The sequence below is a fragment of the Streptomyces sp. NPDC048424 genome (assembly GCF_040651555.1).
Taxonomy (GTDB): domain Bacteria; phylum Actinomycetota; class Actinomycetes; order Streptomycetales; family Streptomycetaceae; genus Streptomyces.
Window position 1 is genome coordinate 314,891 of record NZ_JBEZKE010000004.1, and the last position, 26,614, is coordinate 341,504.

Sequence of the window (26,614 nt, forward strand, 5' to 3'; positions counted from 1 at the left end):
GCCTTCTGCGTTCCATCGGGGCCTGCGTTCCTACGAGGACTCGCGGACCACCAGCCGGTTCTGCAGGACGACGGACGCCTCGGCCGTCTCCCCGGCGATCCTCGCCAGCAGCACCTGCGCCATGGTGCGGCCCATCTCCTCGATCGGCTGCCGGACGCTGGTCAGCGGCGGGTCCATGTGCCGGGCCACCACCGAGTCGTCGAAACCGACCAGCGCCACGTCCTGCGGTGTCCGGCGGCCGGCCGCGCGCAGCTCCCGCAGGGCGCCCGCCGCCATGACGTCCGAGGCGGCGAAGACCGCGTCGAGCCCGGGGCGGTGTTCCAGCAGCTCGCGCATGGCCCGGCGGCCGCCGTCCTCGGTGAAGTCGCCGACCGCGATCAGCAGCTCGTCGACGGGGCGTCCGGCGGCGGCCAGGGCCTGCCGGTAGCCGTCGAGGCGGCACTGGGCCCCGTACACGTCCAGCGGTCCGGTGATCGTGGCGATCGTGCGGCGACCACGCGCGAGGAGGTGGCGCACCGCCTCGGCCGCGCCGGCCAGGTTGTCGGAGTCCACGCTCGGGAGGGTCTCGGCCGCGGAGCGGCGGCCGCTGATCACCGTCGGGATGCCGAGCTCGGCCAGCAGCTCCGGCAGCGGGTCCCCGGCGTGGACGGAGACGAGCAGGACGCCGTCCACGCGGTGCCCGGACAGGTACTGGGCGAGGCGGCGGCGCTCGCGGTCGCTGCCCGCCAGGGTCAGGACGAGCTGGACGTCGGTCTCGGCGAGGGCTGCGCCGACCCCGCGGACCACTTCGGAGAAGTAGGGCTCGGCGAAGAAGCGGGCCTCGGGCTCGGGGATCACGAGGGCGATGGCGTCGTTGCGGTTGGCCGCCAGTGCCCGCGCGGCGCGGTTCGGTACGTACCCCAGCTCCGCCACCGCGGCCTCGACCGCGGCCCGGGTATGCTCGCTGACCTTGGGGGATCCGTTGATCACCCGGGAGACCGTGCCGCGCCCTACCCTGGCGCGCGCCGCGACCTCCTCCAGCGTGGGCCGTCCCCCGCTGCGCCCGTGCCCGTTCATGGCTTCCTCCCGGTGGTGAATCTACCTCTTGACGACTATGGGAGCGCTCCCACACTGTGTCACAGAACACCCGGCACGTTCCGTCCTTCAGGGAGGATGCACATGCGAGCCCAAGCCCGAGTGCGAAGAAACCTCGTCACGGTGGTCACCACGGTGGGAGCGGCCGCCCTGCTGCTCGCGGGTTGCGCGCAGGACCCGGCCGAGAAGCCCGACGCCGGCGCCCCGGCCGGTGACAAGGCGAAGACCACCCTCACCGTCGGGGTCTTCGGGGCCTTCGGCCTCAAGGAGGCCGGGCTCTACGACGAGTACATGGCGCAGAATCCCGGGATCCGGATCGAGCAGACCTCCATCGAGCGCAACGAGAACTACTACCCCCAGCTCCTCACCCACCTGGGCACGGGCAGCGGGCTCGCGGACATCCAGGCCGTAGAGGTCAACAACATCGCCGAGATCACCGCCACCCAGGCCGACAAGCTCGTCGACCTCGGCAAGGCGCCGGGCGTCGACAAGGCCGCGTACCTGCCGTGGAAGTGGGCGCAGGGCACGGCGAGCGCGGCGAAGGGCGGGGCCACGGTCGGCCTCGGCACCGACATAGGCCCGCAGGGCATCTGCTACCGCAAGGACCTCTTCGAGGCGGCCGGGCTGCCCACGGACCGGGCCGCGGTCGGGGCGCTGTGGGCCGGCGACTGGAACAAGTACCTGGAGACGGGCCGGGCGTACAAGGCGAAGGCCGGCGACGGGAAGGCCTTCGTCGACTCCGCGTCGGGCGTGATGGCGGCGGTGACCGGGAGCAGCGCCCAGCGGTTCTACGACGACCAGGGCAAGGTCGTCTACAAGACCAACCCGGCGGTGCGCGGGGCCTTCGACCTGGCGGCCTCCTTCGCCACCGACGGGCTGAGCGCCAAGCTCCAGCAGTTCACCCCGGGCTGGGACCAGGGCTTCGCCAACGGCTCCTTCGCGACGGTCTCCTGCCCGGCCTGGATGCTCGGCTACATCCAGGACAAGGCGGGACCGGCGGGCAAGGACAAGTGGGACGTGGCGCAGGCGCCGAAGCCCAGCAACTGGGGCGGCTCCTTCCTCGTGGTGCCGAAGGCGGGCAAGCACGCCCAGGAGGCGGCGAAGCTGGCGGCCTGGCTGACGTCCCCGGAGCAGCAGGCGAAGCTCTTCGAGAAGCGGGGCAGCTTCCCGAGCGCGAGCGCCTCGTACAAGCTGCCGTCGGTGTCGGGCGCGCAGCACGCGTACTTCGGCGGCGCCCCCATCGGCGAGATCTTCGCGAAGGCGGCGGAGGGCGTGCCGGTGACGGTGGTCGGCCCGAAGGACCTGGTGATCTCCCAGAACCTGGCGGACATCGGCATGCTCCAGGTCGACCAGAAGGGCCGTTCTCCGCAGGAGGGCTGGGAGGCCGCCGTGAAGGCGATCGACAACGCCCTGGACCAGTGAGGTCCCGGTGACGGACGAGACCGCTGTCCTGTCCCCCTCCGCCGTCGGCCCGCAGCGGCCGGCGGCGGAGGGGGGCGGCCGGGGCCGGCCGGGCCAGGTGTGGCGCTCGCGCCGCTACCGCTGGGACCTGCGCTTCAGCCCCTACGTCTTCGTGGCGCCCTTCTTCCTCTTCTTCGCCGCCTTCGGGCTGTTCCCGCTGCTGTACACGGGCTGGGCGGCGCTGCACCAGGTGGAGCTGACCGATCCGAACAGCATGACGTGGGTGGGGCTGAAGAACTTCACCCGGCTGTGGGACGACGAGTTCTTCTGGAACGCGCTGCGCAACACCTTCACCATCGGGCTGCTGTCCACGGTTCCGCAGCTGGCGATCGCGCTCGGCCTGGCCCATCTGCTCAACTACAAGCTGCGCGGCTCCGCCTTCTTCCGGGTCGCGCTGCTCACCCCGTACGCGACCTCGGTGGCGGCCGCGACCCTCGTGTTCGTGCTGCTCTTCGGCCGGGACTACGGGATGGTCAACTGGGCGCTCTCGGCGGTCGGTTTCGGAGCGGTCGACTGGCAGAACGGCACCTTCGCCTCACAGTTGGCGGTGTCCACCATCGTGATCTGGCGGTGGACCGGCTACAACGCGCTGATCTACCTGGCCGCCATGCAGGCCGTGCCGGGCGAGCTGTACGAGTCCGCCGCGCTGGACGGGGCCTCGCGCTGGCAGCAGTTCCGGCACGTCACGGTGCCCTCGCTGCGCCCGACGATCTTCTTCACCTGTGTCGTGTCGACGATCGGGGCGACGCAGCTGTTCGGGGAGCCGCTGCTGTTCAACGGCGGCGGGGCCGCGACGGGCGGCTCCGACCACCAGTTCCAGACGCTCGGCCTGTACCTGTACGAGCAGGGCTGGGTGAACCTGCACCTCGGCCGGGCCTCGGCGATCGCATGGGCGATGTTCCTGATCCTGCTGCTGATCGCCGGGGCGGCGCGACTGCTGCGCGGACGGAAGGACTCCCGATGAGATCACTGCGCGCGGGCCGACTCACGTACCTGGTGCTCGGCCTGTTCACGGCGGGCTCGCTCTTCCCGCTCGTGTGGACGGCGATCGCGGCCTCCCGGAACAGCACGCGCCTCGCGCAGACCCCGCCGCCGTTCTGGTTCGGCGGGAACCTGGGGCGCAACCTCCAGGTCGCCTGGACCGACGCCAACATGGGCACCGCCCTGCTGAACACGGTGATCGTGGCGGGCACGGTCACCGCGGGCACCGTGCTCTTCTCCACCCTGGCGGGCTTCGCCTTCGCCAAACTGCGCTTCCGCGGCCGCCGGACGCTGATGACGCTGGTGGTCGGGACGATGCTGATCCCGCCGCAGCTGAGCGTGGTGCCGCTCTACATGCTGATCGCGAAGCTGTCGTGGACCGACCAGCTCCAGGCGGTGATCCTGCCGACCCTGGTGGGCGCCTTCGGGGTGTTCTTCATGCGCCAGTACCTGGTGCACGCGCTGCCGATCGAACTGGTCGAGGCGGCGCGCACCGACGGGGCGAGTTCCCTGCGGGTCATGTGGCACGTGGTGTTCCCGGCGGCCCGGCCGGCGATGGCGGTGCTGGGGATGCTGACCTTCGTCATGGCCTGGAACGACTTCTTCTGGCCGATCGTCGCGCTGACCCAGAACGGCAGCCCGACGGTGCAGGTGGCCCTCACCGGGCTCGGCCGGGGCTACATACCGGACCAGTCGGTCATCATGGCGGGCGCGCTGCTGGGCACGCTCCCGCTGCTGCTGGTGTTCATCGTCTTCGGCCGCCAGATCGTCGGCGGCATCATGCAGGGAGCGGTCAAGGGATGACGGACATGCGATTCCCCGAGGGGTTCCTCTGGGGCACGGCCACGGCCGCCTTCCAGATCGAGGGCGGGTCCGCCTCGCGCGGCCCCTCGATCTGGGACACCTTCTGCGCGACGCCGGGGAAGGTGTACGGCGGGCACACGGGCGACGTGGCGGTCGACCACCTGCGGCTGTGGCGCGAGGACGTCCGGCTGATGGCCGAACTCGGGCTCGGGGCGTACCGGTTCTCGGTGTCCTGGCCGCGGGTGCTGGCCGGCGGGATCGGCTTCTACGACGCGCTCGTCGACGAGCTGCTCTCCCACGGGATCACCCCCTGCGTGACCCTCTACCACTGGGACCTGCCGCAGGAGCTGGAGGCCGCGGGGGGCTGGCCCGAACGGGAGACGGCCTACGCCTTCGCCTCGTACGCGGCGCAGGTCGCGGAGGTACTGGCCGACCGGGTGGAGCTCTGGACCACGCTCAACGAGCCCTGGTGCAGCGCCTTCCTCGGCTACGCCTCCGGGGTGCACGCCCCGGGCCGCACCTCCCCCGCCGACTCGCTGCGCGCCGCCCACCACCTGAACCTGGCCCACGGCCTGGCCGCCGCCGCGCTGCCCGCCCGGTCCCGGGTCGGCATCGCCCTCAACCCCAGCGCGGTGCGTCCACTGACCCCCTCGGCGGCCGACGCGGACGCCGCGCGCCGCATCGACGCCCTCGCCAACCGGATCTTCACCGGGCCGCTGCTGCACGGCGCCTATCCGCAGGACCTGCTGGCGGACACCGCCGCGGTGACCGACTGGTCCTTCGTCCGCGCCGGCGACGAGGCGCTGATCCACCAGCCGCTGGACTTCCTCGGCGTGAACTACTACACCCCGGCGGTGGTGTCGGCGGCCCCCGACGGGGACGGCCCGCGCGCCGACGGCCACGGCGGTACGGCCCACTCCCCCTGGCCCGCGGCGGACACGGTGGCCTTCCACCAACCGCCGGGCGAGCGCACCGACATGGGCTGGTCGGTCGACCCGAGCGGCCTGTACGACCTGTTGATGCGCTTCACCCGCGAGGCGCCCGGCCTGCCGCTGCTGGTCACCGAGAACGGTGCCGCGTACGCCGAGGACGTGCACGACCCGCTCCGCATCGCCTACCTGGAGGCCCATCTCGCCACCATCCACCGCGCCTTGGCGGACGGCGCCCCCGTCGAGGGCTACTTCCTCTGGTCGCTGCTGGACAACTTCGAATGGTCCTACGGCTACAGCAAGCGCTTCGGCATCGTGCACGTGGACTACGAGACCCAGGCCCGCACCCCGCGCTCCAGCGCCCACTGGTACGCCCGCCTGGCCCGCAAGGGTGTGATGCCCGCGGGCTTGTAGATTCGCCCCCATGCGCCTCACCACGCCGCCGCGTCCCCTGGGCGTGGAGTCCCTCTTCCCCGAACTGGCCGCCCACCGCCGCACGGCGACCCGGTTGCACCCGCGCGCCGGGGCGGCCGGGGTGCGCGACAGCCACATCGGCGGGCCGATGCTGTGGCCGGCCGACGAGCCGTGGCCGGTGTGCGAGGCCCCGCACGGGCGCGGCGCACCGGCGGCCCTTCCCCGGCCGCTGCTGGCCGTGGCCCAGCTCTACGGCCGGGACGTGCCGGACCTGCCCGCCGGCCCTGACGGCGGCGATCTGCTCCAGGTGTTCTGGTGCCCCTTCGACGCGCACGGGCCCACGGGCGCCGGCATGTACGTGCACCTGCGCTGGCGCCGTGCCGCAGAGGTGCGTCAGGTACTGACCGAGCCGCCGGCCCCCGGCCCTGTCGGCTTCGACGGCTACGTGCCGGACCCCTGCGTGCTGCACCCGGAGCAGGTCACCGAGTACCCGTACATCGAGCTGCTCACCGGAGCCCTCGGCGCCCGCGTCGAGGAGTGGGAGGACGCCCAGGAGGAGGCCGCGTACGAGGCCGACGAGAGCGAAGCGGACGGCGACGGCGACGGCGACCCCGTGCCGAGCTATCAGGGCGACCTCTCCATCGCTCCGGGCTGGAAGGCCGGCGGCCACGCCGCGTGGAACCTCACCGGGCCCGGGTCGATGGACTGCCGCGCCTGCGGCTCGGCGATGGACCTGCTCCTGACGATCGCGACGCAGGAGTGGCACTCGGACGGTACGAGCTGGATCCCGCTGGAGGAGCGGCCGGACGACCGCACCCGCACTCCGACCGGAGTCGTCGTCGGCAACCACGGCAAGCTCAACATCTTCACTTGCCCCCGGGAACCCGCCCACCCGCACGAGTTCAGCGTGCAGTAGTCCGGCCGGGCCTGTCGGGGCGGGCGCGACCGTCAGCGGAAGGCCGGGGCGGAGCGGACCGCCCAGTCGGCGAAGGGGCGGGGCGCGCGGCCGAGGATCCGCTCGACGGCCGGGCTCGGTATCAGCTCGGCGGGCAGCGGTTCGCCGAGGATCCCCAGGGTGCCCTCCACGACCGGCTCGGGCATGAAGGTCAGCATCTGGGCGCGGGCCTCCTCCCGGGTCTGCTCGACGAACCGAACGGGCTCGCCCAAGGCCGCGGATATCGCCTCGGCCCTTTCCCTCGGGGTCACCAGGGCGGGCCCGTTGAGCTCGTGGGTCCGGCCCCTGTGGCCGGGCTCGCGCAGGACCGCGGCGGCGACCTCGGCGACATCCGCCGGGTCGACGGTCGGGAGCCCGACGTCGCCGAACGGCGCGGCGGCCGTGCGCCGCGTACGGATCGTCTCGGCCCAGGCGAAGGCGTTGGAGTTCAGGCCGCCCGAGCGCAGGATCGTCCACTCCAGGCCGCTCCGGCGGACGGCTTCCTCGAACCGCGCGGGGTGGCGGTAGACCTCCGGGCGTGTCCCGACCCCCTGGGACGAGAGCAGTACGACCCGGCGCACCCCGGCCGCCCCGGCCCGTTCGAGGATGCCCTGCGGATCCTCGCCGGCGACGAGCAGGAACAGCGCCTCGGCCCCCTCCAGCGCGGGGCGCAGGCTCTCCGGATCGGCGAGGTCGCCCTGGTGGTGGCGGACCCCGTCGGGCATCTGCGCCGACCGCCGGGAGACGGCGGTCACCTGCTCACCGCCCTCGGCGAGGATCCGGACGAGTTCCCGTCCGACGTTCCCCGTCGCACCCGTCACTACGATCATGGCGATCCCCCATGTGAGTTAGTTGGCTGACTTAGTTACGACCATAGCCCCTCCCCCGACCACTCGTCTACAGTTAGTCAGGTGACTGACTCAAAGAAGGCTTCGCGGGCGTCCGGCAAGCGCGAGCGGCTGGCGTCCGCCGCGGCCCAGGTGCTCCACGCGCAGGGCATCGCCCAGACCACGCTCGCGGACATCGCCGAGGCGGCGGAGGTCCCGGTGGGCAACGTCTACTACTACTTCAAGACCAAGGACCAGCTCGTCGAGGCCGCGATCGACGCACACGCCCAGACCCTGCGGGGGCTGATCGCCGCCCTCGACGAACTCCCCACCCCCCAGGACCGACTGAAGGCCCTGTTGAACGGCTGGGTCGAACAGCGCGAGCTCACCGCCCGGTACGGCTGCCCCACCGGCACCCTCGCCTCGGAACTCGACAAGCGCGCCGACGGACTGGACCAGTCGATCGCCGCCGTCATGCAGGCCCTGCTCGACTGGGCCGAGCGGCAGTTCCGGGAGATGGGCCGCACCGACGCCCGCGAGCTCGCGGTCGCCCTGATCGCCGCCTACCAGGGCATCTCCCTGCTCACCAACACCTTCCGCGACCCGGACCTCATGACCACCGAGGCCCGCCGCCTGGAGCGCTGGATCGACTCCCTCACCTGAGGCCGTGCGCTGCGGCGCTCAGGCCGCGAAGGCGTCGGCGTGGTCCTTCGCCCAGGTCTCGAAGGTGCGTGCCGGGTGGCCGGTGAGCCGCTCGACGCTGTCGGTGATCTCGACCGGAAGGCCGTCCGAGGAGGCCCAGAAGTCGAGCAGGGCATCGGCGTAGGGGCCGGGTATGTAGCCCTCGACCTCGGACTTCCACTGCTCGGCGGAGACGGCCTCAAAGGGTATGGACCGTCCGAGCACATCGCCGAGCATCGCGAGCTGGGTCGTGAAGGTCAGCGACTGCGGGCCGGTGAGGGTGTAGGCGCGGCCGGCGAGGGCGGGGTCGGTGAGGACGGCGAAGGCCGCCTCGGCCAGGTCGGCCTCGTGGACGGGGTCGCAGTAGGCGCCGGGGTAGGGCAGGTGGACCGGACGGCCGGACTTCAACGACCAGGCCCAGCCCTGGGCATTGCTCGCGAAGGAACCCGGGCGCAGCAGGGTGGTGCGCAGCGGGGAGGCCGACAGGGCCTGTTCGACGGCGAGGTGGGACGCGGACAGCGGGCTGTCGGCGGCGTCGGGGGCGAGCACCGAGGAGGAGGACAGGAGCACGACGTGCTCCACCCCCGCGGCGACGGCCTCCTTGACGAAGGCCTCGATCCCGGAGGCCTCCGCGTAGAGGAAGACGGAGCGGACGCCGGCGAGGGCGCCGGGGAAGGTCGCCGGGTCGCCGAGGTCGCAGTGGACCGCATCGGGGGTGCCCCGCTCCCGGGAGCCGAGACGGTACGGGACGCGGCGGGCATCGAGGAGGGCACGGAGACCGCGGGCGACGGCGCCGCGGCCGCCGGTGACGAGAATCGACATGGCTGACTGGTTCCTCATCTGGAGTTGGGGATAGAATCCACATGTGACGCAGATTCTGTGCGACACATTCTCTGCGTCACACAGTTAAATTTGAAGCACGGAGGAGCCGATGTCAACCGATCCCACTCGTACGGGTGGTGCGCAGTGGAGCCGCGCCGAGCTGCTCGCGCGCATCGTCACCGAAAGCCAGCGGCACTACGCCGACTACTCCCTCTTCAACCAGGCCATGGCGGACCACGTCGGCCTCCACCCCACCGACATGCAGTGCGTCGCCCTCCTCGACATGGAGCCCGAGCCCGTCAGCACCGGTGACATCGCCCGCCTCACCGGCCTGACCTCCGGTTCCGCCACCCGCCTCGTCGACCGCATGGTCAAGGCGGGCGTCGTCGAGCGGCACGCCGACCCGAACGACCGCCGCCGCTCCCTCGTCTCCCTCTCGCCCGAGGCCCGCGAGCGCATCGGCGCCGCATGGGACACCCCCGGCCGCGCCTTCGGCGCCGTACTGGAGAGCTACTCCGACACCGAGCTCACCGTCATCGCCGACTACCTGCACCGCGCCGCCGAGGTCGGCCGGGCCCAGGCCAAGCGGCTCAACTCGGGGGAAACCGGCTGACGGTCTTCCGAGGGGCCCGTTCCGCCGCTACGGTCCCGCTCAACGGGCAACGGCGCGCGCCGGAGAAACGGGAGGGTCGGCGTGCGGTCGGAGGTTGTCCGTGTCCCAGCCCGTCCCCGCCGCCACGTCCGCACCTGAGCCCACGCCCGAGTCCACGCCCGAGTCCGAGTCCGCGGCTACATCCAAGCCCGCGGCCGCGGCCGGCGGCTTCCGCCGGGTGTTCGCACTCGGCGGTACCGCCCTCCCCCTCCACGCGTTCCTCGCCCGGCTCCCCGCCGCGCTCTGCCCCATCGGAACGCTCCTGCTCATCAACGCCCGCGACGGCATCGGCGAAGCCGGCGCCGTCGCCGCGGCGCTCTGGCTCGGCCAGGCCCTCGGCGGCCCCGTCATCGGCCGGCTCGCCGACCGGCGCGGCCACCGCCCCGTGCTGCTCGTCGCCTGCGCCGCGAACGCCGCCGTCCTCCTCGCCCTCGTCGCGGCCGTCCTCGGCGGGCTGCCGCCGGCCGCCCGCATGGCGCTCGCCGTGGCCGCCGGACTCACCGTGCCGCAGATCGGCCCGCTGTCCAGGGCCCGTTGGGCGCGGCTGGCCGGCGCGGACAAGAGGCTGCTCGGGTCCGCCCTGTCCTTCGACACCACCCTGGACGAGGTCGGGTTCATGGTCGGCCCCGCGCTGGCCGGCGTCCTGGCCGTCACCGTGCACCCCGCCGCGGCGCTCGTCCTCGCGGCCGCGCTGATCCTGGTCTCCGGCACGCTGTTCGCGGTGCATCCGACGGCTCCGGGCCCGGCCGTCGCGACCCCGGGCGCGCGGGCCGGCGTACGGCTGTGGTCGCCCGGGCTGGTCCTGCTGTTCGCGCTGGCGGTGCTCCAGGGGGCCGCCTGGAGCGGGGCGAACACCGGGGTCAACGCGCTCGCCGCATCAGTCGGCGAGGCAGGTGCGGCCGGGCTGGTGTGGGCCGCCATGGCCGTGACCAGCTCCCTCGCCGGCTTCGTCACGGTCGCCCGGCCCGGATCGGCGGACCTGACCGTGCGGCTGCGGTGGACTATCGCCGTCCAGGCGGTGCTCACCCTGCCGCTGCTGGCCGTCTCCGGACTGTGGGGAGCGGCCTTCGCCGTCGCGGGCATCGGACTGGCCGTCGCGCCCCACCTGATCGCACTGTTCGGGCTGGTGGAACGGGCCGGTCCGGCGGAGCGGATGGGCGAGGCCATGACCGTGGTCGGCAGTGGCCTGATCCTCGGCCAGGCGCTGGCCGCGGCGGCCGCGGGGCCGCTGGCGAGCGCGTACGGCCATCGGGCGGCCTTCGCCGTCTCGTGCGCCGCGGTGGCCGCCTCCGCGGTACTGGCCCTGGCGCCGGTTGCCTCCGGCGGTTCGGCAGAGGTGGGCCGGTCGTGACGGGGCCGGGCCGGTTGGCTGCGCCGCTCTCGCAGGGCCCGGGTGCGGATGGCTGCCGGTAACGGGGCCGGGCGCCGGTCAGCTGCGCCGCTCTTGCACAGCCCAGGTGCGGATGGCTGCCCCGCTCTTGCACGGCCCGGACGTCGGTTGGCTGCGCCGCTCGGGCCTGATGCGAGGGGGCCGGTCGTGACGGGGCCGGGCGCGCGCGGGGGTGTCTCCTCGGGCGCCGAACGTATCGGGGGGTCGGAGCGCCTGGGCACCTTGCGTTCGGCACCCTGCGGGGATCACCCCGACACACACCCGACCCCGCCCCAACCGGCCCGGAACCCGTCAGGGCGAGGACTGCATCGCCGCCAGACCCTTCGCCAGGTCCTCGGCGTTCATGACGGGGGCCACCTCCAGCTCGGCGTTGAACTGCAGGAACATGTCCTCCATCAGCGCCGGCATCCGCGAGCTGTCGTCCAGGTCGAACACCATCCAGCAGGAGCGGACGCCCTCGTGCAGACCGAAGTAGGCCGCCTCCGGCTTCACCGTGTCCATCAGCTTCTTGACCGCCTGGGGCAGCGAGCCGGTCTTGACGCCCTCGTTGGTGGCAGCCGTGTCAAAGTGCGCCCTGAGCATGACTCTCATGCGTGGCTCCTTCCGTCACGCCCACCCTCGGCGCGGCCCGGGGGCGCGGCAACATATGCGCCCCCGTCCGTGCGGGGCCTGCCTGACGGTTCCCCGGCCGTCAGTCGGAAGACGCCCCCTGGATGTGGAAGTTGAAGTCCGTGTGCCCGAGGGAGCCCATCAGCCGGAGCCAGACGGGCAGGAGCATCTCGGCGCCCCGCGCCGTCTCGATCCCGCCCAGGTCGAGGATGCTCCGCTCCGGCCAGCCGAAGGAGTGGAGCAGCTCCCGTACGGCCTTCTTCGCGTCCGCGTCCTCGCCCGAGAGGAAGACGTGGTGCTCGCCGGCGACCCGGCCCGGATCGACCATGACCAGGCAGTTCATCGTGTTCAGCGTCTTGACCACCCGCAGCCCCGGGAAGGTGCGCTGGATCAGCTCGCCCAGGCTGTCGGTGTCCACCGGGTCCAGCCTCGGCGGGAAGCCCCGTGAGAAGTCCAGCGGGTTCGCGACGTCGATCAGGATCTTGCCGTCCAGGTGCGCGGCGTCCGCCGCCGTCAGCGCGGCGATGCTGACCTGCCCGCCGGTGGCGTTGACCAGGGTGTCGCCGTCCCGCGCGGCCTCCGCGAAGCCGGCGAGCCGCACCCCGGGCTGCCCCGCCTGCCAGTCGGCGTACTCGGCGCGTCCGGCGGTCGCCCCGGGGTCCCGGGTGCCGAGGACCACCTCGTGGCCCAGGGAGGCGAGCCGGGCGGCCAGGGTGCGGCCGACGATCCCGGTTCCGAGGACTGCGTAGCGCATGCCTGATTCCTTCCGCTCGGCCGGGGAATCCCGGCTGGTCCAGGATCCCCACGTCGTAGAAGAACCGGTACCGGTTCGGGTCGTCCGGCAGGGTGTCCGTGCCGCGGACCGTACCGAGGCGGGCACGGGCCGCCCGCTAGGCGCGCCCCCGGTTACGTCGGTTGCCGCGCCGGCCACGGCCCGCCCGCCCGCCGCCGGGACCGCCGAGGCTCCGGCCGTCCAGGCCGATCCACACCCGCACCTCGGTCCCGCCGAGCACCGAGCGCCCCAGCCGTACGTCGCCGCCCGTCGACTCCGCGACGCGGCGCACGATGTCCAGGCCCAGGCCGGTCGATCCGTCGCGGCCGCCGTCGTTGCCCCGGCGCAGGGCCGCCTCCGGGTCGGCGATGCCGGGTCCCGCGTCCGAGACGAGCACGATGACCGCGTCACCGGCGTCGTGGACGTCCACGGAGAAGGGCGTGCCCTCGGGGGTGTGCCGGAAGACGTTGCCGAGCATGGCGTCGAGGGCTGCGGCGAGCTCGGGCCGGGCCACGGGGATCCGTACCGTACGGTCCACCCCCGCGAGCCGCACCTCACGGCCCTCGTCCTCCGCGAGCGCCGACCAGAAGTCCATCCGGTCGCGGATCACCTCGGAGGCGTCGCAGCCGGCGCCCGCCCCGACCAGGCCGGTGGCCGGGCGCTGCTCCCGCGCCGTACGGATGATCGTGTCGACCTCGCGCTCCAGCTGCTCCACCGCGGCCCGGGTCTGTTCTGCGGCCGGGCCGTCCCCGAGCGAGGCCGTGTTGAGGCGCAGCACCGTCAGCGGCGTCCGCAGCCGGTGCGAGAGGTCGGCGGCCAGCTCCCGCTCGTTGGCGAGGAGTTCCACCACCTGGTCCGCCATCGCGTTGAACGCGACTGCGGCCGAGCGGAGTTCTTTCGGTCCCACCTCCGGGACCCGCGCCCCGAGCCGGCCCTCGCCCAGCTGGTGCGCGGCGTCCGCGAGCCGCTCGGCCGGCCGTACCAGCCGGGCGCCGAGCCGGTCGGCGACCCCCACCGAGCCCACGATCAGCGCGAGCCCGACGCCCGCGAGCACCACCCAGGCCGTCGCGACGCCGTTGCTGACCTCGCTCTCCGGTACGAAGATCTCCACCACCGCGATGTCCCCGGAGCCGAGCGCGGTCGGCTGGAGCAGCGCGGAACCCCCGCCGGCCACCGAGGCCGTCGTGGCCCGCCCGATCCGCCGGGTCTCGGCGACGGCGTGCTCGCCCGCCCGGCCCCGGCCGATCTCCACCGGCGCGCTGTCGCCGATGGCGGGCACGTGGACGGCCATCCGCCGGGCGGCGCCCATCTGCGTGGACTCCACGGCCTTCTGCAGCTGGACCGGGTCGGTGGTGATGGACAGGGTCGGCCCGATGGTGGCGGCCTGCCGTTCGGCGTTGGAGAAGGCGCGGTCGCTGGCCATCTCCTGGACGACGAGCCCGAGCGGCACGGCGAAGGCCACGACCACCATGGCCGTGACCGCGAGGCACACCTTGACGAGCGCCCATCTCATCGCGGCATCACTGCGGCGGCTCCAGCTTGACGCCCACACCCCGCAGCGTGTGCAGGTACCGCGGGCGGGCGGCGGTCTCGCCGAGTTTGCGGCGCAGCCAGGACAGGTGGACGTCGATGGTCTGGTCGTCCCCGTACGACTGCTGCCAGACCTCGGCGAGCAGTTCGCGCCGGGCCACGACCACCCCGGGCCGCCCGGCGAGGAAGGCCAGCAGGTCGAACTCCCGCCGGGTGAGGTCCAGTACGGTCCCGTCGAGCTCGGCCTGGCGGCGCAGCGGGTCGATGGCGAGCCCTCCGACGCGCAGGACGCGCGAGGGCGGTTCGGCCCCGGCGGCGGCCCGGGAGCGGCGCAGGACGGCGGCCATGCGGGCGGAGAGGTGCTCCACGGAGAACGGTTTGATCAGGTAGTCGTCGGCGCCGTCGTTGAGCAGCCGGACGATCTCCGCCTCGTCGTCGCGCGCGGTGGCGATGATCACGGGCACGTCGGTGATGCCGCGCAGCATCTTGAGCGCTTCCGACCCGTCCAGGTCGGGCAGTCCGAGGTCGAGGATGACCACGTCGAAGCGGTGGTGCGCGACCTCGCGCAGGGCCTCCAGGGCCGTGCCGACGCTCCGCACGGTGTGCGAGGCCTCGGTCAGGTGCCGGATGAGGGCGGAACGTACGAACTGGTCGTCCTCGACCACGAGCACACTTGCCATGGCCCGCACCGTAGTCCATTCGAGGGACCCAGCGGGGTGTCGGGCTGCTCTTGTGACGGGTGGTGCAGTATGTGCCCTGATGCGACGAGGACTTCTTCATGCCATGGCTTGGACGCTGGCGACCGGGGCGGCGGTGACGCTGTCGTGGTGGGGCGTGCACAGCGTCATGTCGGGGACGGCCTACGATCCGCCGCTCGCGGTGCCCCTCGCCACCCAGCCGCTGTCCTCCTCGACGCAGCGCGCGCAGCCGTCGCAGGCCCCGGCGGAGACCGCGTCCGCGTCGCCGTCGCCCTCCGCCTCACCGACCCCGGCCGCGCCGTCGTCCGCCGGAGCCTCCCCCGGCAAGCCGTCCCAGAAGCCCGCGGCCACCCCGTCCCCCTACGGGCAGGGGGAAGGGCAGGAGCAGGGCAAGGTGAAGGCCTATCCGGTCTCCGGCGGCCGGGTCGTCTTCTCCCTGGGCGCGTCCTCCGCCGAGCTGGTCTCGGCGACGCCGGCGGCCGGCTGGCGGATGCAGGTGTGGAAGCAGGACTTCTGGATCCGGGTCACCTTCACCCGGGACGGCCGCGAGGTGTCGGTGTTCTGCACCTGGCACGACCACCCGCCGCTGGTGGAGATCGTCGACCCCTGAGCCGGACCGTCCCGGACGGGACGCCTCGGGCACGGACGGCCCGGACGCCTCGGGCCGCAACGCCTCAGGCCGCGACGCCTCGGGCCTCGAGGCCTCAGGCCGGGACCGTGCCCACCAGCACGAACTCGTTGTACGGGAAGACCTTGCCCATCGGGCGGGGGAAGGGGAAGGAGTAGGTCCGTCGGACCGCTACCCCGGCCTTGGCGGCGTGGCTGCGCAGCTCCTCGAAGCCGACCCAGCGGATGTGGGTGGCGTCGGACCGGAAACCGACCTCCTGCGGGGTGATCATGACGACCGCCCCGCCCGGCTTGACCAGCGGAAGGTACTGCTCCAGCAGCGTCGCCGCCGTGCCCTCCTCCACGTGCTCCAGCACGTGCGCGACCAGCAGGCTGTCGAAGGACCCGGGGCCGCAGTCCGGCGCGGCGGCCAGCCCGTCGGGGGTGTAGGCGTTCAGTCCGCGCTCGCGGCAGGTCTGCACCGAGTGCGGGTTGTGGTCGACGCCGACGCTGTCCGGGCCGCAGTTGAGCAGGTTCCGCCCCAGCCCGCAGCCGATGTCGAGGACCCGGCCCAGCTGCAGTCGCTGCAGGTTCCACCGGTACGGCGCCTGCGTGGGCAGCAGCCGCTTGATTCCGGACTGCTCGAGGCGCGCCAGCCGCTGGGTGTAGTCGGAGCCGGCGGTGCTCGGGGTACTCGGGGTGCCGGGGGTGGGGGCACCAGGGGTTGCGGGGAAATCAGACATTGCCTTGCCGTCTCCTGAACGCGTCGTAGGAGGGCAAGCCCTCCCAGGGGTTCACAGGCTACGCAGGGCGGCCGTCCCCCGGGAGTACTCCGGGGATCTTTGTATGGAACTGCGCCATCCGCATGCGCCACCGGTCCGCCACCGTGTGCGAACCCCGCGCCGGGAGACCCGCGCGGCTACCGGAAGACCGAGGGCGGCGGCTGCGGCGAGGCCACCGCGGAGGCGTCGGCGACAGGGGCCGCGCCGCCCGCGAAGTCCGCCAGCGCCCGGCCGTGCTCGACCCGGCCCGGGTGCGGGTCGCTCGCGACCCGGCGGGTGAATTCCGCGACGGGCAGCTCGCGGTCGGCCGCCACCAGGACCGCATTGCCGAAACGTTTCCCTCGCCACACCACCGGGTCCGCGGCCAGTGCCAGCTCCGTGAACCGGGACGCGGCCGTCGCGATCTGGCTCCGCAGGTGCGTCAGCGGCGGACCGTCCGCGAGATTGGCCACGTACCACCCGGTGGGCGCGAGGGCGCGCCGTACGTCGTCCAGGAACTCGGTGCTCGTCAGGTGCGCCGGGGTGCGCGCCCCGCTGAACACGTCCGCGATCACCAGGTCCGCCCAGCCGTCCGGGACCTTCGCCAGGCCGGCCCGCGCGTCCACCGCCCGGACCCGGACCCGCGCCTGCGGGTCCAGCGGCAGGTGTTCCCGTACGAAGGCCACCAGCGCGGCGTCGATCTCCACGATCTGCTGGGTCGAGCGGGGGCGGGAGGCGGCCGTGTAGCGGGCGAGGGTGAAGGCGCCGCCGCCCAGGTGCACCACGTTCAGGGGCTGCCGGGCGGGCGCGACGAGGTCGATGAGGTGGCCGATCCGCCGCTGGTAGGCGAAGTCCAGGTACGTGGGATCGTCCAGGGCCACGTGCGACTGCGGGGCCCCGTCGATCAGCAGCGTCCAGGCCCCGGCGCGCTCGCGGTCCGGCTCCAGCTCCGCCCGGCCGCCGTCCACCTGCCCGGTGACCGCCTCGGCGGTGCCGCGACCGCGCTGCCTGCCCTTGTTCCTGTCCTTGCCTGCCACCACCCCATTGTGCCGGGCGGCAGGCGGGGAGGGGTCAGCGGCAGTTGTCCGCGGCCTCGATCAGCCGGGCCGCCTCGCCGAGCGCCGCGCGCAGCACCTCCGGATCGGTGACCGGCCCGACGGCCTCCGGCGGGAGCAGCCAGCCGGTGACGCCCGCGGCGGGCGAGGCGGCGTCGCCGAAGCGCATCCCGCGCCCGTTGGTCTGCGTACAGGCGCTGCCCGGCAGGTCCCACGCGTCGGCGGTGCCGGGCGGTACGAGGAAGCCGAGGGTGTCGCCGGATCCGTCGTGCAGGACGGGTCCGACCCCGCCGGCCTGGCTCGCGGCGCGGCGGATGATGTCCACCGCCTCGAGGCCCTGCCGCGTGGGCACGGTCACCAGATCCAGATCCAGGTCCGGGGCCGTGCCGGGCTCGGGCGCGGTGTTCGTTCCAGTGCTCTCCATGCCGCCCTCCACCAAGGGAACCCCTCCTCGATCCGTATCCGCATGGGTTCAACGCACGGGAACGTCAACGGGTGCGGCGGCAAGACGCTGCAAAGGATGGCAGTTCATGGCGGATCGCGGGTGAGATATCCGTTTTGTAGCCAAACATCGCTTGAACACCCCCTCGCTGGCGGTACGTTCATGCGCGCCGGACCCCCAGTCAGAGCACCGGTGCTGCGTTCCTTGCCAGAGAGGTCACGTCCATGGCGGCGTCCCCCCACTCACCCAACTCCACGTTCCGGCGGCTGCGCGGGCAGCACTCCCCGGCCGAGTTCGCGGCCCTGGTGCGCCGGGCGGCGAAGGAGATCGGAGAAACGGTTTCCTGCGACGCGCGCTACATCGGCCGGGTCGAGTCCGGCGAGATCCGCTGCCCCAACTACGCGTACGAGCGGGTCTTCCTGCACATGTTCCCCGGCCGCGCCCTGGCCGACCTTGGCTTCTCCCCCCGCGAGAGCGTCCGTGGCCGTTCGGGCCGGCGCGACCCCTCCCCCGTCCCCATCCACCGTTCCCCTTCCAGTGCCAAGGAGAGCGACGTGCTGCGTCGCGCGTTCATGGCGGGCGGCTCCGCGACCGTGGCGGCCGCGACGCTCAGCCTCACCCTGCTCGGCGACACCCGCCGGCTCCCCTCCCGCGCCGGCGAGTCCGAGGCGGCCGCCGTCGAGGACGCCGTACGCCAGATCCGCCTGCTGGACGACCGGCACGGGGCCGACTCCCTGTACCGCAGGGCCGCCGAGCCCCTGCGCACCGCCTACGCCCTGCTCGACGCGGGGGCCACCCGGCAGTCCACCGAGGACCGGCTGCACGCGGGCGCCGGCGAACTGGCCGTCTCGGTCGGCTGGCTGGCCCACGACTCCGGCCGCTTCGACGACGCCCGCTCGCACTACGCGGAGGCCCTCGCGACGGCCCGGGTCGCCCGGGACTCGGGCCTGGAGGCGCACGCCTTCAGCAACATGGCCTTCCTGGCCCGGGACTGCGGCCGCTCCCGCGAGGCCGTACGGGCGGCCCAGGCGGGCCGCCGGGCCGCGCGCTCCCTCGGTTCCCCGCGGCTGCTGTCGCTGCTCGCCCTGCGGGAGGCCGGTGGCTGGGCGGGGCTGGCCGACCGCAAGGCCTGCGAGGAGGCGCTGACGCGGGCCCACACGGAGTTCTCCCGGGGCGAGGCCGACGCCGACCCCGAGTGGATGTCCTTCTTCGGCGAAGCGGAGCTGGAGTTCCTGGAGGCACGGTGCTGGGCGGCCCTCGGGGAGCACGCCCGCGCGGCCCGGCACGCCCGCCGCGCCGCCGACCTCCAGGACCCGCACTTCGCCCGGAACGTCGCCCTCTACACCGCCGAGCTGGCCGGTGACCTGGCCCGCGCGGGCGCCCCCGACGAGGCCGCCTGGGCGGGCGGGCGGGTGCTGGACCTGCTGGCCGAGGTTCAGTCCACGCGGGTGCGGTCGATGCTCTCGGAGACGGCCGTCACCCTTGTCCCCCACCAGCGCTCCCCGCGCGTGGGCGCCTTCCTGACCCGGCACGCGTCGGCCTGACCCGGCCGCGCTGGCTCCGCCCGAACCCGCGCCGCAATCGCCGGCGCGGCCGAGCAGTGCGGCAAGGCCGAAGCCCGGGTCTCCGCCCCGCACCCCGCTCCTCAATCGCCGGAGGGGCTGGATGGTGCGGCGGGGCTGGATGGGTGCGGCTCAAAGCCCGGGGCTCCGCCCCAGACCCCGCTCCTCAAACGCCGGAGGGGCTGAAATAGGGCGGCGAAGCCGGATGGTGGGGCGAAGCCGGATGGTGCCGCTCAAGGATCGGGGCTCCGCCCCGCACCCCGCTCCTCAAACGCCGGAGGGGCTGAAATATGGCGCGGCGAGGCTGGATGGGGCGCGGGTTGGATGGGTGCGGCTCGAAGATCGGGGCTCCGCCCCGGACCCCGCGCCTCAAACGCCGGCGAGGCTGGATTTGGTGCGCCGAGGCCGGAGTAGTGCGGCGGGGCTGGATTTGGTGCGGCGAAGCCGGAGTAGTGCGCCAAGGATGGAGTGGTGCGGCGGGGGCTGGAGTTGGTGCGGCGTAGCCGCATGGTGGCAGGGGCTGGGATCGGACCGGGCCGGTTGGGGCGGGGTCGGGTGTGTGTCGGGGTGATCCCCGCAGGGCGCCGAACGCCTCGGGGCTCCGCTCTCCGACCCCCCGCCACGTTCGGCGTCCGAGGAGACACCCCGGCGCGCGCCCGGCCCCGGCACAACCCGCCCCCTCCGTACCCCGCCCGAGCGGCGCAGCCAACCGGCGCCGGGCCCCGGCACAACCCGCCCCACCCCTGCCGAACCGCCGGAGGCAACCCGCGCAGCCAACCGGCTCGGGGCCCGCCCGCTCAGCCCCGGTCCGGCTCGGCCCAGCCCGGCCGGATCGGCCGGATCGGGCCGGCCCGAAGGGGGCTACGCGTCGAGGTGACCCGTGTCGTTCCAGCGTTCCAGGGCGGGGGCGCCGTAGGCCCAGCCGAGGACCGAGAGGGAGGTGGGTTCGAGGCGGATGCGGGCGCCGAAAGAGGCTTCGAAGCCGAGCCAGCGGGCGGCGAGCGTGCGCAGGATGTGGCCGTGGGCGAAGACCAGGACGTCGCGCTCCGCAGAGCGCGCCCACGCGACCACCTCGTCCGCGCGCGCCGCGACATCGGCGACGGACTCGCCGCCCGGGACCCCGTCGCGCCAGATCAGCCAGCCGGGCCGGATCGCCTGGATCTCGGCCGGGGTCATGCCCTCGTAGTCCCCGTAGTCCCACTCCAGCAGGGCGTCCCACGGCTCCGCCCGGACGCCGAAGCCCGCCAGCTCGCAGCTCTCGCTCGCGCGGACCAGCGGACTGGTGCGGACCTCGACCCCGGGCAGGTTCTTCCACGGCTCGCGGGCCAGCCGCTCCCCGAGCAGCTTCGCCCCCTGCTTGCCCTCCTCCAGCAGGGGCACGTCCGTGCGTCCCGTGTGCTTGCCGAGCTGGGACCACGCCGTCTGGCCGTGGCGGGCCAGCAGGATGCGGGGGGCCATGGGGTTCTCCCGTTTCATGCGAGTCAGTGCGTGTTCATGCGTCTTCATGCGCGTTCATGCAAAATTCGTGCGCACGTGCGCACGTGTGCGCGTGTGTGCGCGTTCGTGCGCTTTTCGGGCATTCGATCGTCCGCCCATCATCCAACAACACGTGGACGTGGAGGACTCCGCCTGCCCCCGACCGCCGGTTTCCGCGCTAAGTCCACGATTGTCAGTGGCGGATGGGACACTTCCGCCCGTGAGCTCCTACCCGCCCAGCAGCCCCGCGCAGCCGACCACGCTGCGGCAGCGGCTCGCCGGCCTGCGCGGCCCGGCCGTGCCGCCCCGTCCGCTCGACGCCCGGGCGCTCGCGGCCCTCGCCGCCAATCCCGGCTGCGGCAGACGGGCCCTGCTCGACGGCGCCGGCGTGGACAAGAACGCCCTCGCCACGGCCCTCGGCTCGCCCGCCGCCTTCGGGCAGTCGCAGTTCGCCATAGTCCGCGGGAACTCCTTCGAGGCCAAGGTCAAGGGCGACGGCGGAGCCGAGCTGCTGCGCCTGGTCCACGCGCACCTCGACCCGGCCGCCGAGCCCCCCGGCGCGGGCGCCCACGTCCCCGACCTGACCGCCGCCGGGCCCGAGGGCCGCTCCGCCCGGACCGCCCTCGCCCTGCGCGAGGCCACGGCGGCGAAGGCGTGGACCCTGCTCGACCACCCGATGCTGGCCCTGGAGGTGGCCGGCTCCCCGGCCTACCTGGAGCCGGACGCCGTGGTCGTGCATCCCGACGGCCGCTGGACCGTCGTGGAGATCAAGTCGTTCCCGATGATCGACGGGGCCGCCGACGCCGCGAAGGTGGGCGCCGCCGCCCGCCAGGCCGCCGTGTACGTGCTGGCGCTGGAGAAGACCGCCGAGAAGCTGGCGGGCGCCGAGGTCGGCCACACCGTGCTGCTGGTCTGCCCGAAGGACTTCTCCAACCTGCCCACCGCCTCGCCCGTCGACATCCGCCGCGAGCGCTCGGTGACCCGGCGCCAGCTGGACCGGCTGACCCGGGTCGAGGAGCTGGCCGCGACGCTCCCCGAGGGGATCAGCTTCGACCCGGCGACCCGGACCGCCGAGGAGCTCGTCGAGGCGGTGTCCGCCGTCGACGCCGCCTACGCCCCCGAGTGCCTGGCCGCCTGCGAGCTGGCCTTCCACTGCCGGGACCGGGCCCGCACCACGGGCGCGGTGACCGCGCTCGGCCGTTCCGTACGGGGCGAGCTGGGCGCGCTGACCACCGTCGAGGAGGCCCTCGCGGCGGCCTCCGGCGCCGGCTGCGCCGAGGATCCGACCGCCGCCGCCCTGCACCGCGCGGCCCGGCTGCGCGCCGAGGCGCTGGAGTCGGCGGCGGGGGTCGGCGCATGAGCCTGCTGAACACGCTGGCCCGGCTGCAGGCCGTACGGGCGGGCCGCGCCCAGCCGCTCGCGACCGTACGGCACCGCCACCTGAGCGAGACCCCGATGGTCTTCGTGCCGCTGACCACGGCCGGTGAGGCCGGTGCTCCGCTGGGCGCGATGGTCGGCACTGACCGGCACGAGCCTCATGTGTTCGTGATACCCCAGCCGCGCGACCGGGACCTGCGCTGGGCGTTCCTCGCGGACCTGGCGGTCCCCGTGCTGGCCCACATCGACGCGTACGCGGACGCCGTGGAGCCGGCCGAGCGCAACGAGACCGACCCGGAGTCGGGCAAGCGGGTCAAGGTGGAGACCGAGCTGTGCGTGGACGCGCCGCAGCTGATCGTGCCGAGCCGGGCGGGCATCGAGTACGTACGGCTGCTGGGGCGGTCGATGCGGTTCCGGCGCACCGCCGAGGAGGAGCCGGAGAACCCGTATCCGGCGCCCTCGCAGGTGCCGATGCTGGGCCGCTGGTTCACCCACCTCGCCGAGCGCTCGCGGGTGCCGGGCTCCTCGATGCTGCTGTCGGCGACGGATCTGCTGTCCCGGCACTGGGCGACCGGCCAGAGCAATCTGGAGGACCAGCACCTGGGCGCGCTGCTGGGCTGGATCGACCCGCCCGAGGGCCTCTCGGGGGCCGAGGCGGCGCTCCGGGCGGAGCTGGGCCGCGACGCGGAGGGCCGGCTGCTGTGCCCGCCGGCCGGTCCGGCCACCGACCCGGCCTTCGACAACAAGCTGCTGGCCCCGGCCATCGCCCGGTACGACGCGGCGCGCACGGCCCTGGCGGCCGGTCCCGGGGACGACGGCTCCAGGGCGCGCAGGACCGAAGAGCTCCGCAAGGCCGAGGAGGCCGTGCGCCGGCTGGTCGTGGACCAGATGGCGAACACCTGGTGGGCGACGTGGGAGGCGATCGACCTGCTGCGCTCCCTGCCGCCGGGCGAGCGCGCGGAGGAGCGCTGGACGCGCGACCGCTGGTCGTACACCGGCCACCGGGACCGCGTACGGGCGGGCGAGCCGCCGCAGCCGCGCCGCGACGACGCGGTGACGGCCGCCCAGAAGCTGGCGACGCGGGAGACCGAGCAGGTGCGGCTCGACGCGCAGGAGGCGCTGGACGACCCCCTCGTCATGGCGGGCCGGCGCCTCTCGGGCGAGGCCTTCGCGGGCGAGGTCACCGAGGTGGTGATGGAGTGGACGGAGTCGAAGCGGCCGAGCCCGCGCCCGCTGGTGACGGTGGCCACGGAGGACCGGCCGCAGCTCGCGGACGGGGGCGGCGGGAAGGTCTTCCGCTCGCTGGACGGTCGCCCGCAGAGCGCGCAGTTCGTACGCTTCGAGGAGGACGGGCGGCTGGTGCTGCGGCTCCTCGACAAGATGGGCCGCGGCCGGGACCCGGAGCCGGGGTCCGTCCCGGAGAAGGGTGACCGGGTCTGCTGGACGCTCTTCGAGCACGACGCGCGCGGCGGCCCGAAGCTCCCGGAGCCGGAGCAGACCCCGTGGACCCACGGCGGCCCGCCGGGGCACCTGAGCGCCGTCCCCCTGCCCGACGCCGTGACCGACGAGGACCTGCTGTGACCGCGACCGCATCCTTCGACCCGGGGGCCGCCGCCGCCGAGGCGACCGCCGCGATCCTGCGCGACACCCTGCACGGGGCCGAGCGGGGCGTGGTCGTCGACTCCCCGCCGGGGGCCGGCAAGTCCACGCTCGTGGTCCGGGCGGCCCGGGAGCTGGCCGCGGCCGGGCGCCGGCTGATGGTGGTCGCGCAGACCAACGCTCAGGTCGACGACCTGGTGCTGCGCCTCGCCGACAAGGACCCGGAGCTGAAGGTGGGCCGGCTGCACAGCAGCGAGGGCGACGCCTACGATCCGGCGCTGCGCGAGCTGCCCTCGGTCACCCTGTCGGCCAAGCCGAAGGACCTGGCGGAGCTGCCGATCACCATCTCCACGGCGGCGAAGTGGGCGTTCGTCAAGGACGTCGAGCCCTGGCAGCACGCCATCGTCGACGAGGCCTACCAGATGCGCTCGGACGCGCTGCTGGCCGTGGCCGGGCTGTTCGAACGGGCGCTGTTCGTGGGCGACCCGGGGCAGCTGGACCCCTTCAGCGTGGTCGGCGCGGAGCAGTGGGCGGGCCTGTCCTACGACCCCTCCGCGTCGGCGGTGAGCACCCTGCTCGCGCACAATCCGCAGCTGCCGCAGCACCGGCTGCCGGTGTCCTGGCGGCTCCCGGCGACGGCGGCGCCGCTGGTCTCCCGCGCGTTCTACCCGTACACGCAGTTCCGCAGCGGTACGGGCCCGGGCGAGCGGCGGCTGTCGTACGGGGTCCCCTCGGACGGGTCGGGCCCGGACCGGGTGCTGGACGAGGCCGCCGAGGCGGGCTGGGGCCTGCTGGAGCTGCCGGCGCGGCACACCCCGCGCACCGACCCGGAGGCGGTCGGGGCGGTGGCGCGGGTGGTGCGCCGCGCCCTGGACCGCGGGGCGGTGACCTCCGACGAGCAGTCCGGGGGCCCGTCCCCGCTGACGGCGGACCGGATCGCGGTCGGCACCGCCCACCGCGACCAGGCGGCCGCGGTCCGCGCGGCGCTGGCCGCGCTCGGGGTCACGGGGGTCACGGTGGACACCGCGAACCGCCTCCAGGGGCGCGAGTACGACCTCACGGTGGTCCTCCACCCCCTGTCGGGCCGCCCGGACGCGACGGCCTTCCACCTGGAGACGGGCCGCCTGTGCGTCCTGGCCTCCCGGCACCGGCACGCGTGCGTGGTGGTGGCCCGCGCGGGCATAGCGGAACTCCTGGACGACCACCCCTCTACGGAACCGGTCCAACTGGGCGTGACGGTGAAGTTCCCGGACGGCTGGGAAGCCAACCACTCGGTCCTGGCCCACCTGGCGGAACACCGCGTCCCCTGGCGCCCCTAGCGGCAGCCGGGCCTGCGACTCAGGTCTTGCGCTTGGCGCCCAGGCGGTCGCGGAGGAGTTCGCCGACTTCGGCGAGGGTGTGGAGCTGGGCCGGGGTCAGGATGTCGATCAGGTGGCGGCGGACGGACTCCACGTGGAGGGGGGCCGCCGCCGTGATGGTGGCCACGCCCGTTCCGGTGAGGACGACCTCCGCGCCCCGGCCGTCCGTGGCCACCTCCTCGCGGCGGACGATGCCGCGCTTCTCCATGCGGGTGAGCTGGTGGGACAGCCGGCTGCGCGACCACTGCATCAGTTCGGCCAGTGCCGTGATCCGCATGCGGTGGCCGTCCGTGGAGCCGAGGACCGACAGGACGTCGTAGTCGGCCTCGGAGAGCCCGCTGTCCTGGCTGAGGTCCCGCGCGATCTCCGCGTCGACCAGCGGGAACATCCGCCGCCACGCGTACCAGGCGTCCTGTTCGGGCTCCGTGAGCCAGCGGGGCGGCTCGGATGCGGGGGTCATGTCTTCCACTTTAGCCAGGTCGGTGACACATCACCTATCTCGTTGACACGTCACGCACCTTGCGGGTTTTATAGGTGACACATCAACAATCGCATCGACAGGGAGCTCCTTCCATGACCCGCCTGCACGTCATCTCCGCCGCCACCCGCCCCACGTCCTCCGGCCGCCCCCTCGCCCGCTGGGTCACCGAGCAGGCCCGCGACCGCGGCGGCTTCGAGGTCACCCCCGTCGACCTCGCCGAGATCGCGCTACCCTTCCTCGACGAACCCGAATACGCCTCGACGGGGAACTACGCCCACCAGCACACCCGCGACTGGAGCGCCCTGGTCGACTCGGCCGACGCCTTCCTCTTCGTCCTGCCGATGTACAACGGCGGCTTCTCCGCCCCCTTCAAGAACGCCATCGACTTCCTCTACAACGAGTGGAAGGGCAAGCCGGTCGGCCTCGTCAGCTACAGCGCCGGCCCCACCGGCGGCGTCCCCGCCGCCGAGATGCTGCTGCCGGTGCTCACCCGCCTCGGCATGCTGCCCGCCGAGCGGTCCGTCGCGATCCCGGGCATCCCGAAGCTGATCGGAGCCGAGGGCTTCGAGGCTCCCGAGACGCTCGCGGGCCAACTCGCCGGGGTCCTGGACGACGTGGCCGAGCTGGCGGCGCAGCGCGCCGCGCAGGCCGTCACGGTCTGACCTCCGCTTCGAGGGCGTCCGCGGGGAACTGCGCGGGCGCCCTTTGCCGTTGGCTCAGCCCCGTACGGCGGCCAGTGCCTCGTCGTAGAGGGACGCCAGGTCGGTGCGGCCGCCGCTGCGGACCCAGGCTTCGGTGGCGGCGTCCACGCAGGCGAAGACGGTCGCGACGACCGCCGCGGCACGGACCTCGGAGACCGGGCCCTCCTCCGCGGCCATGCGGGCCGTGACGGCGGGCAGGACCAGTTCCTGCCAGCGCAGCCGCTTTTGGGTGTAGCGGGCGCGCAGCGACGGGGTGCCGAAGATCAGCGAGGTGATCTCCAGCAGCTGTTCGGGGCTGCCGTGGGCGTCCATGAGCGCTTCGAAGCCGGCCCGCAGGGCCTCCCACGGGGTGGCGGCGGCGGGCTGGGCCTCCACCGCCGCGCGGAGCAGTTCGCCGTGTTCCTCCTGCTCGCCGCAGACGATGTCCTCCTTGGTACCGAAGTACCGGAACAGCGACCGCTGGGAGATGCCCGCTTCCTTGGCGATCTGCGCGATCGTCGTGACCTCGTAGCCCTGTTCGGCGAAGAGCCGCATGGCCGTGTCGAAGATGCTCGCGACCACGGCCTGCCGGGAGCGGTCCCACAGGCTCGGCTGCGTTGCGGTGGTCCCCATTCGGCC

27 protein-coding genes are annotated in these 26,614 nt (G+C 73.7%); 14 read left to right on the plus strand and 13 right to left on the minus strand.

The window, feature by feature from the left end; genetic code table 11:
* Window positions 1-30: 30 nt before the first annotated feature.
* Window positions 31-1,056, minus strand: coding sequence for a LacI family DNA-binding transcriptional regulator (locus AB0D29_RS08220; protein WP_362852725.1), 1,026 nt, complete (start codon window positions 1,054-1,056; stop codon window positions 31-33).
* 141 nt (window positions 1,057-1,197) lie between these two features.
* On the opposite strand from AB0D29_RS08220, the gene AB0D29_RS08225 reads away from it, so the two are divergent.
* From AB0D29_RS08225 to AB0D29_RS08245, 5 genes are all read left to right on the plus strand, one after another.
* Entirely contained in the window at window positions 1,198-2,496 is a 1,299-nt protein-coding gene (locus AB0D29_RS08225; RefSeq protein ID WP_362852726.1) for an extracellular solute-binding protein, read from the plus strand.
* A gap of 97 nt (window positions 2,497-2,593) precedes the next feature.
* Entirely contained in the window at window positions 2,594-3,499 is a 906-nt protein-coding gene (locus AB0D29_RS08230) for a sugar ABC transporter permease (protein ID WP_362852820.1), read from the plus strand.
* Entirely contained in the window at window positions 3,496-4,320 is an 825-nt protein-coding gene (locus tag AB0D29_RS08235; RefSeq protein WP_362808446.1) for a carbohydrate ABC transporter permease, read from the plus strand. Before AB0D29_RS08230 ends, AB0D29_RS08235 begins: the two co-directional genes overlap by 4 nt.
* Complete coding sequence (locus AB0D29_RS08240) at window positions 4,317-5,663, plus strand: GH1 family beta-glucosidase (RefSeq protein ID WP_362852727.1); 1,347 nt, start codon at window positions 4,317-4,319, stop codon at window positions 5,661-5,663. Before AB0D29_RS08235 ends, AB0D29_RS08240 begins: the two co-directional genes overlap by 4 nt.
* 10 nt (window positions 5,664-5,673) lie before the next feature.
* Complete coding sequence (locus AB0D29_RS08245; RefSeq protein WP_362852728.1) at window positions 5,674-6,579, plus strand: hypothetical protein; 906 nt, start codon at window positions 5,674-5,676, stop codon at window positions 6,577-6,579.
* Between the two features lie 32 nt (window positions 6,580-6,611).
* Here AB0D29_RS08245 and AB0D29_RS08250 read toward each other — a convergent pair whose 3' ends face one another.
* Window positions 6,612-7,427 carry an NAD(P)H-binding protein gene (locus AB0D29_RS08250; RefSeq protein WP_362852729.1) on the minus strand — a complete coding sequence of 272 codons (816 nt, stop codon included), beginning with the start codon at window positions 7,425-7,427 and terminating at the stop codon, window positions 6,612-6,614.
* Window positions 7,428-7,508: 81 nt separating this feature from the next.
* On the opposite strand from AB0D29_RS08250, the gene AB0D29_RS08255 reads away from it, so the two are divergent.
* Entirely contained in the window at window positions 7,509-8,087 is a 579-nt protein-coding gene (locus AB0D29_RS08255) for a TetR/AcrR family transcriptional regulator (RefSeq protein ID WP_362852730.1), read from the plus strand.
* 18 nt (window positions 8,088-8,105) lie between these two features.
* On the opposite strand, the gene AB0D29_RS08260 is transcribed toward AB0D29_RS08255, so the two are convergent.
* Window positions 8,106-8,927: an NAD(P)H-binding protein gene (locus tag AB0D29_RS08260; protein ID WP_362852731.1), complete on the minus strand. Its 822-nt coding sequence runs from the start codon at window positions 8,925-8,927 to the stop codon at window positions 8,106-8,108.
* 109 nt (window positions 8,928-9,036) lie between these two features.
* On the opposite strand from AB0D29_RS08260, the gene AB0D29_RS08265 reads away from it, so the two are divergent.
* Together AB0D29_RS08265 and AB0D29_RS08270 are read left to right on the plus strand one after the other, a co-directional pair.
* On the plus strand, window positions 9,037-9,540 hold the full coding sequence (locus tag AB0D29_RS08265) for a MarR family transcriptional regulator (RefSeq protein ID WP_362852732.1): 504 nt from the start codon (window positions 9,037-9,039) through the stop codon (window positions 9,538-9,540).
* 217 nt (window positions 9,541-9,757) lie between these two features.
* Window positions 9,758-10,930, plus strand: a complete 1,173-nt coding sequence (locus tag AB0D29_RS08270; protein ID WP_362852733.1) for an MFS transporter — start codon at window positions 9,758-9,760, stop codon at window positions 10,928-10,930.
* Window positions 10,931-11,260: 330 nt separating this feature from the next.
* Here AB0D29_RS08270 and AB0D29_RS08275 read toward each other — a convergent pair whose 3' ends face one another.
* The 4 genes from AB0D29_RS08275 to AB0D29_RS08290 form a co-directional block, all read right to left on the minus strand.
* Entirely contained in the window at window positions 11,261-11,560 is a 300-nt protein-coding gene (locus AB0D29_RS08275; protein ID WP_362852734.1) for a DUF3303 family protein, read from the minus strand.
* Between the two features lie 100 nt (window positions 11,561-11,660).
* Window positions 11,661-12,332, minus strand: a complete 672-nt coding sequence (locus tag AB0D29_RS08280) for an NAD(P)-binding domain-containing protein (protein ID WP_362852735.1) — start codon at window positions 12,330-12,332, stop codon at window positions 11,661-11,663.
* 136 nt (window positions 12,333-12,468) lie between these two features.
* Window positions 12,469-13,863 (minus strand): HAMP domain-containing sensor histidine kinase, encoded by a 1,395-nt coding sequence (locus AB0D29_RS08285; RefSeq protein ID WP_362852736.1) that lies wholly within the window; start codon window positions 13,861-13,863, stop codon window positions 12,469-12,471.
* Window positions 13,864-13,870: 7 nt separating this feature from the next.
* Complete coding sequence (locus AB0D29_RS08290; RefSeq protein WP_362808473.1) at window positions 13,871-14,560, minus strand: response regulator transcription factor; 690 nt, start codon at window positions 14,558-14,560, stop codon at window positions 13,871-13,873.
* A gap of 79 nt (window positions 14,561-14,639) precedes the next feature.
* Here AB0D29_RS08290 and AB0D29_RS08295 point away from each other — a divergent pair, with 79 nt between their 5' ends.
* Complete coding sequence (locus AB0D29_RS08295) at window positions 14,640-15,188, plus strand: hypothetical protein (protein ID WP_362852737.1); 549 nt, start codon at window positions 14,640-14,642, stop codon at window positions 15,186-15,188.
* Window positions 15,189-15,282: 94 nt separating this feature from the next.
* Here AB0D29_RS08295 and AB0D29_RS08300 read toward each other — a convergent pair whose 3' ends face one another.
* From AB0D29_RS08300 to AB0D29_RS08310, 3 genes are all read right to left on the minus strand, one after another.
* Complete coding sequence (locus AB0D29_RS08300) at window positions 15,283-15,927, minus strand: class I SAM-dependent methyltransferase (protein WP_362852738.1); 645 nt, start codon at window positions 15,925-15,927, stop codon at window positions 15,283-15,285.
* A 176-nt stretch (window positions 15,928-16,103) separates the two neighbouring features.
* Complete coding sequence (locus AB0D29_RS08305; protein ID WP_351292771.1) at window positions 16,104-16,982, minus strand: fused MFS/spermidine synthase; 879 nt, start codon at window positions 16,980-16,982, stop codon at window positions 16,104-16,106.
* A gap of 34 nt (window positions 16,983-17,016) precedes the next feature.
* Window positions 17,017-17,424 carry a hypothetical protein gene (locus AB0D29_RS08310; RefSeq protein ID WP_362852739.1) on the minus strand — a complete coding sequence of 136 codons (408 nt, stop codon included), beginning with the start codon at window positions 17,422-17,424 and terminating at the stop codon, window positions 17,017-17,019.
* A 242-nt stretch (window positions 17,425-17,666) separates the two neighbouring features.
* On the opposite strand from AB0D29_RS08310, the gene AB0D29_RS08315 reads away from it, so the two are divergent.
* Window positions 17,667-18,986 carry a tetratricopeptide repeat protein gene (locus AB0D29_RS08315; RefSeq protein ID WP_362852740.1) on the plus strand — a complete coding sequence of 440 codons (1,320 nt, stop codon included), beginning with the start codon at window positions 17,667-17,669 and terminating at the stop codon, window positions 18,984-18,986.
* 879 nt (window positions 18,987-19,865) lie between these two features.
* Here AB0D29_RS08315 and AB0D29_RS08320 read toward each other — a convergent pair.
* Window positions 19,866-20,462: a histidine phosphatase family protein gene (locus AB0D29_RS08320; protein ID WP_362852741.1), complete on the minus strand. Its 597-nt coding sequence runs from the start codon at window positions 20,460-20,462 to the stop codon at window positions 19,866-19,868.
* Window positions 20,463-20,700: 238 nt separating this feature from the next.
* On the opposite strand from AB0D29_RS08320, the gene AB0D29_RS08325 reads away from it, so the two are divergent.
* Genes AB0D29_RS08325 through AB0D29_RS08335 form a run of 3 tightly spaced genes read left to right on the plus strand, consistent with a single transcriptional unit; the run spans window position 20,701 to window position 24,775 of the window.
* The gene (locus tag AB0D29_RS08325; RefSeq protein WP_362852742.1) at window positions 20,701-21,840 is read left to right on the plus strand and encodes a hypothetical protein; all 1,140 of its coding nucleotides are present in this window, start codon (window positions 20,701-20,703) and stop codon (window positions 21,838-21,840) included.
* On the plus strand, window positions 21,837-23,438 hold the full coding sequence (locus tag AB0D29_RS08330; protein WP_362852743.1) for a hypothetical protein: 1,602 nt from the start codon (window positions 21,837-21,839) through the stop codon (window positions 23,436-23,438). Before AB0D29_RS08325 ends, AB0D29_RS08330 begins: the two co-directional genes overlap by 4 nt.
* Entirely contained in the window at window positions 23,435-24,775 is a 1,341-nt protein-coding gene (locus AB0D29_RS08335) for an AAA domain-containing protein (protein WP_362852744.1), read from the plus strand. Before AB0D29_RS08330 ends, AB0D29_RS08335 begins: the two co-directional genes overlap by 4 nt.
* A 19-nt stretch (window positions 24,776-24,794) precedes the next feature.
* Here the strand turns inward: AB0D29_RS08335 and AB0D29_RS08340 are convergent, their stop codons facing one another.
* On the minus strand, window positions 24,795-25,274 hold the full coding sequence (locus AB0D29_RS08340) for a MarR family transcriptional regulator (RefSeq protein ID WP_362852745.1): 480 nt from the start codon (window positions 25,272-25,274) through the stop codon (window positions 24,795-24,797).
* A 113-nt stretch (window positions 25,275-25,387) separates the two neighbouring features.
* On the opposite strand from AB0D29_RS08340, the gene AB0D29_RS08345 reads away from it, so the two are divergent.
* Complete coding sequence (locus AB0D29_RS08345; protein WP_362852746.1) at window positions 25,388-25,957, plus strand: NAD(P)H-dependent oxidoreductase; 570 nt, start codon at window positions 25,388-25,390, stop codon at window positions 25,955-25,957.
* Between the two features lie 54 nt (window positions 25,958-26,011).
* Here AB0D29_RS08345 and AB0D29_RS08350 read toward each other — a convergent pair whose 3' ends face one another.
* On the minus strand, window positions 26,012-26,608 hold the full coding sequence (locus AB0D29_RS08350) for a TetR family transcriptional regulator (RefSeq protein ID WP_362852747.1): 597 nt from the start codon (window positions 26,606-26,608) through the stop codon (window positions 26,012-26,014).
* Window positions 26,609-26,614: the final 6 nt, after the last annotated feature.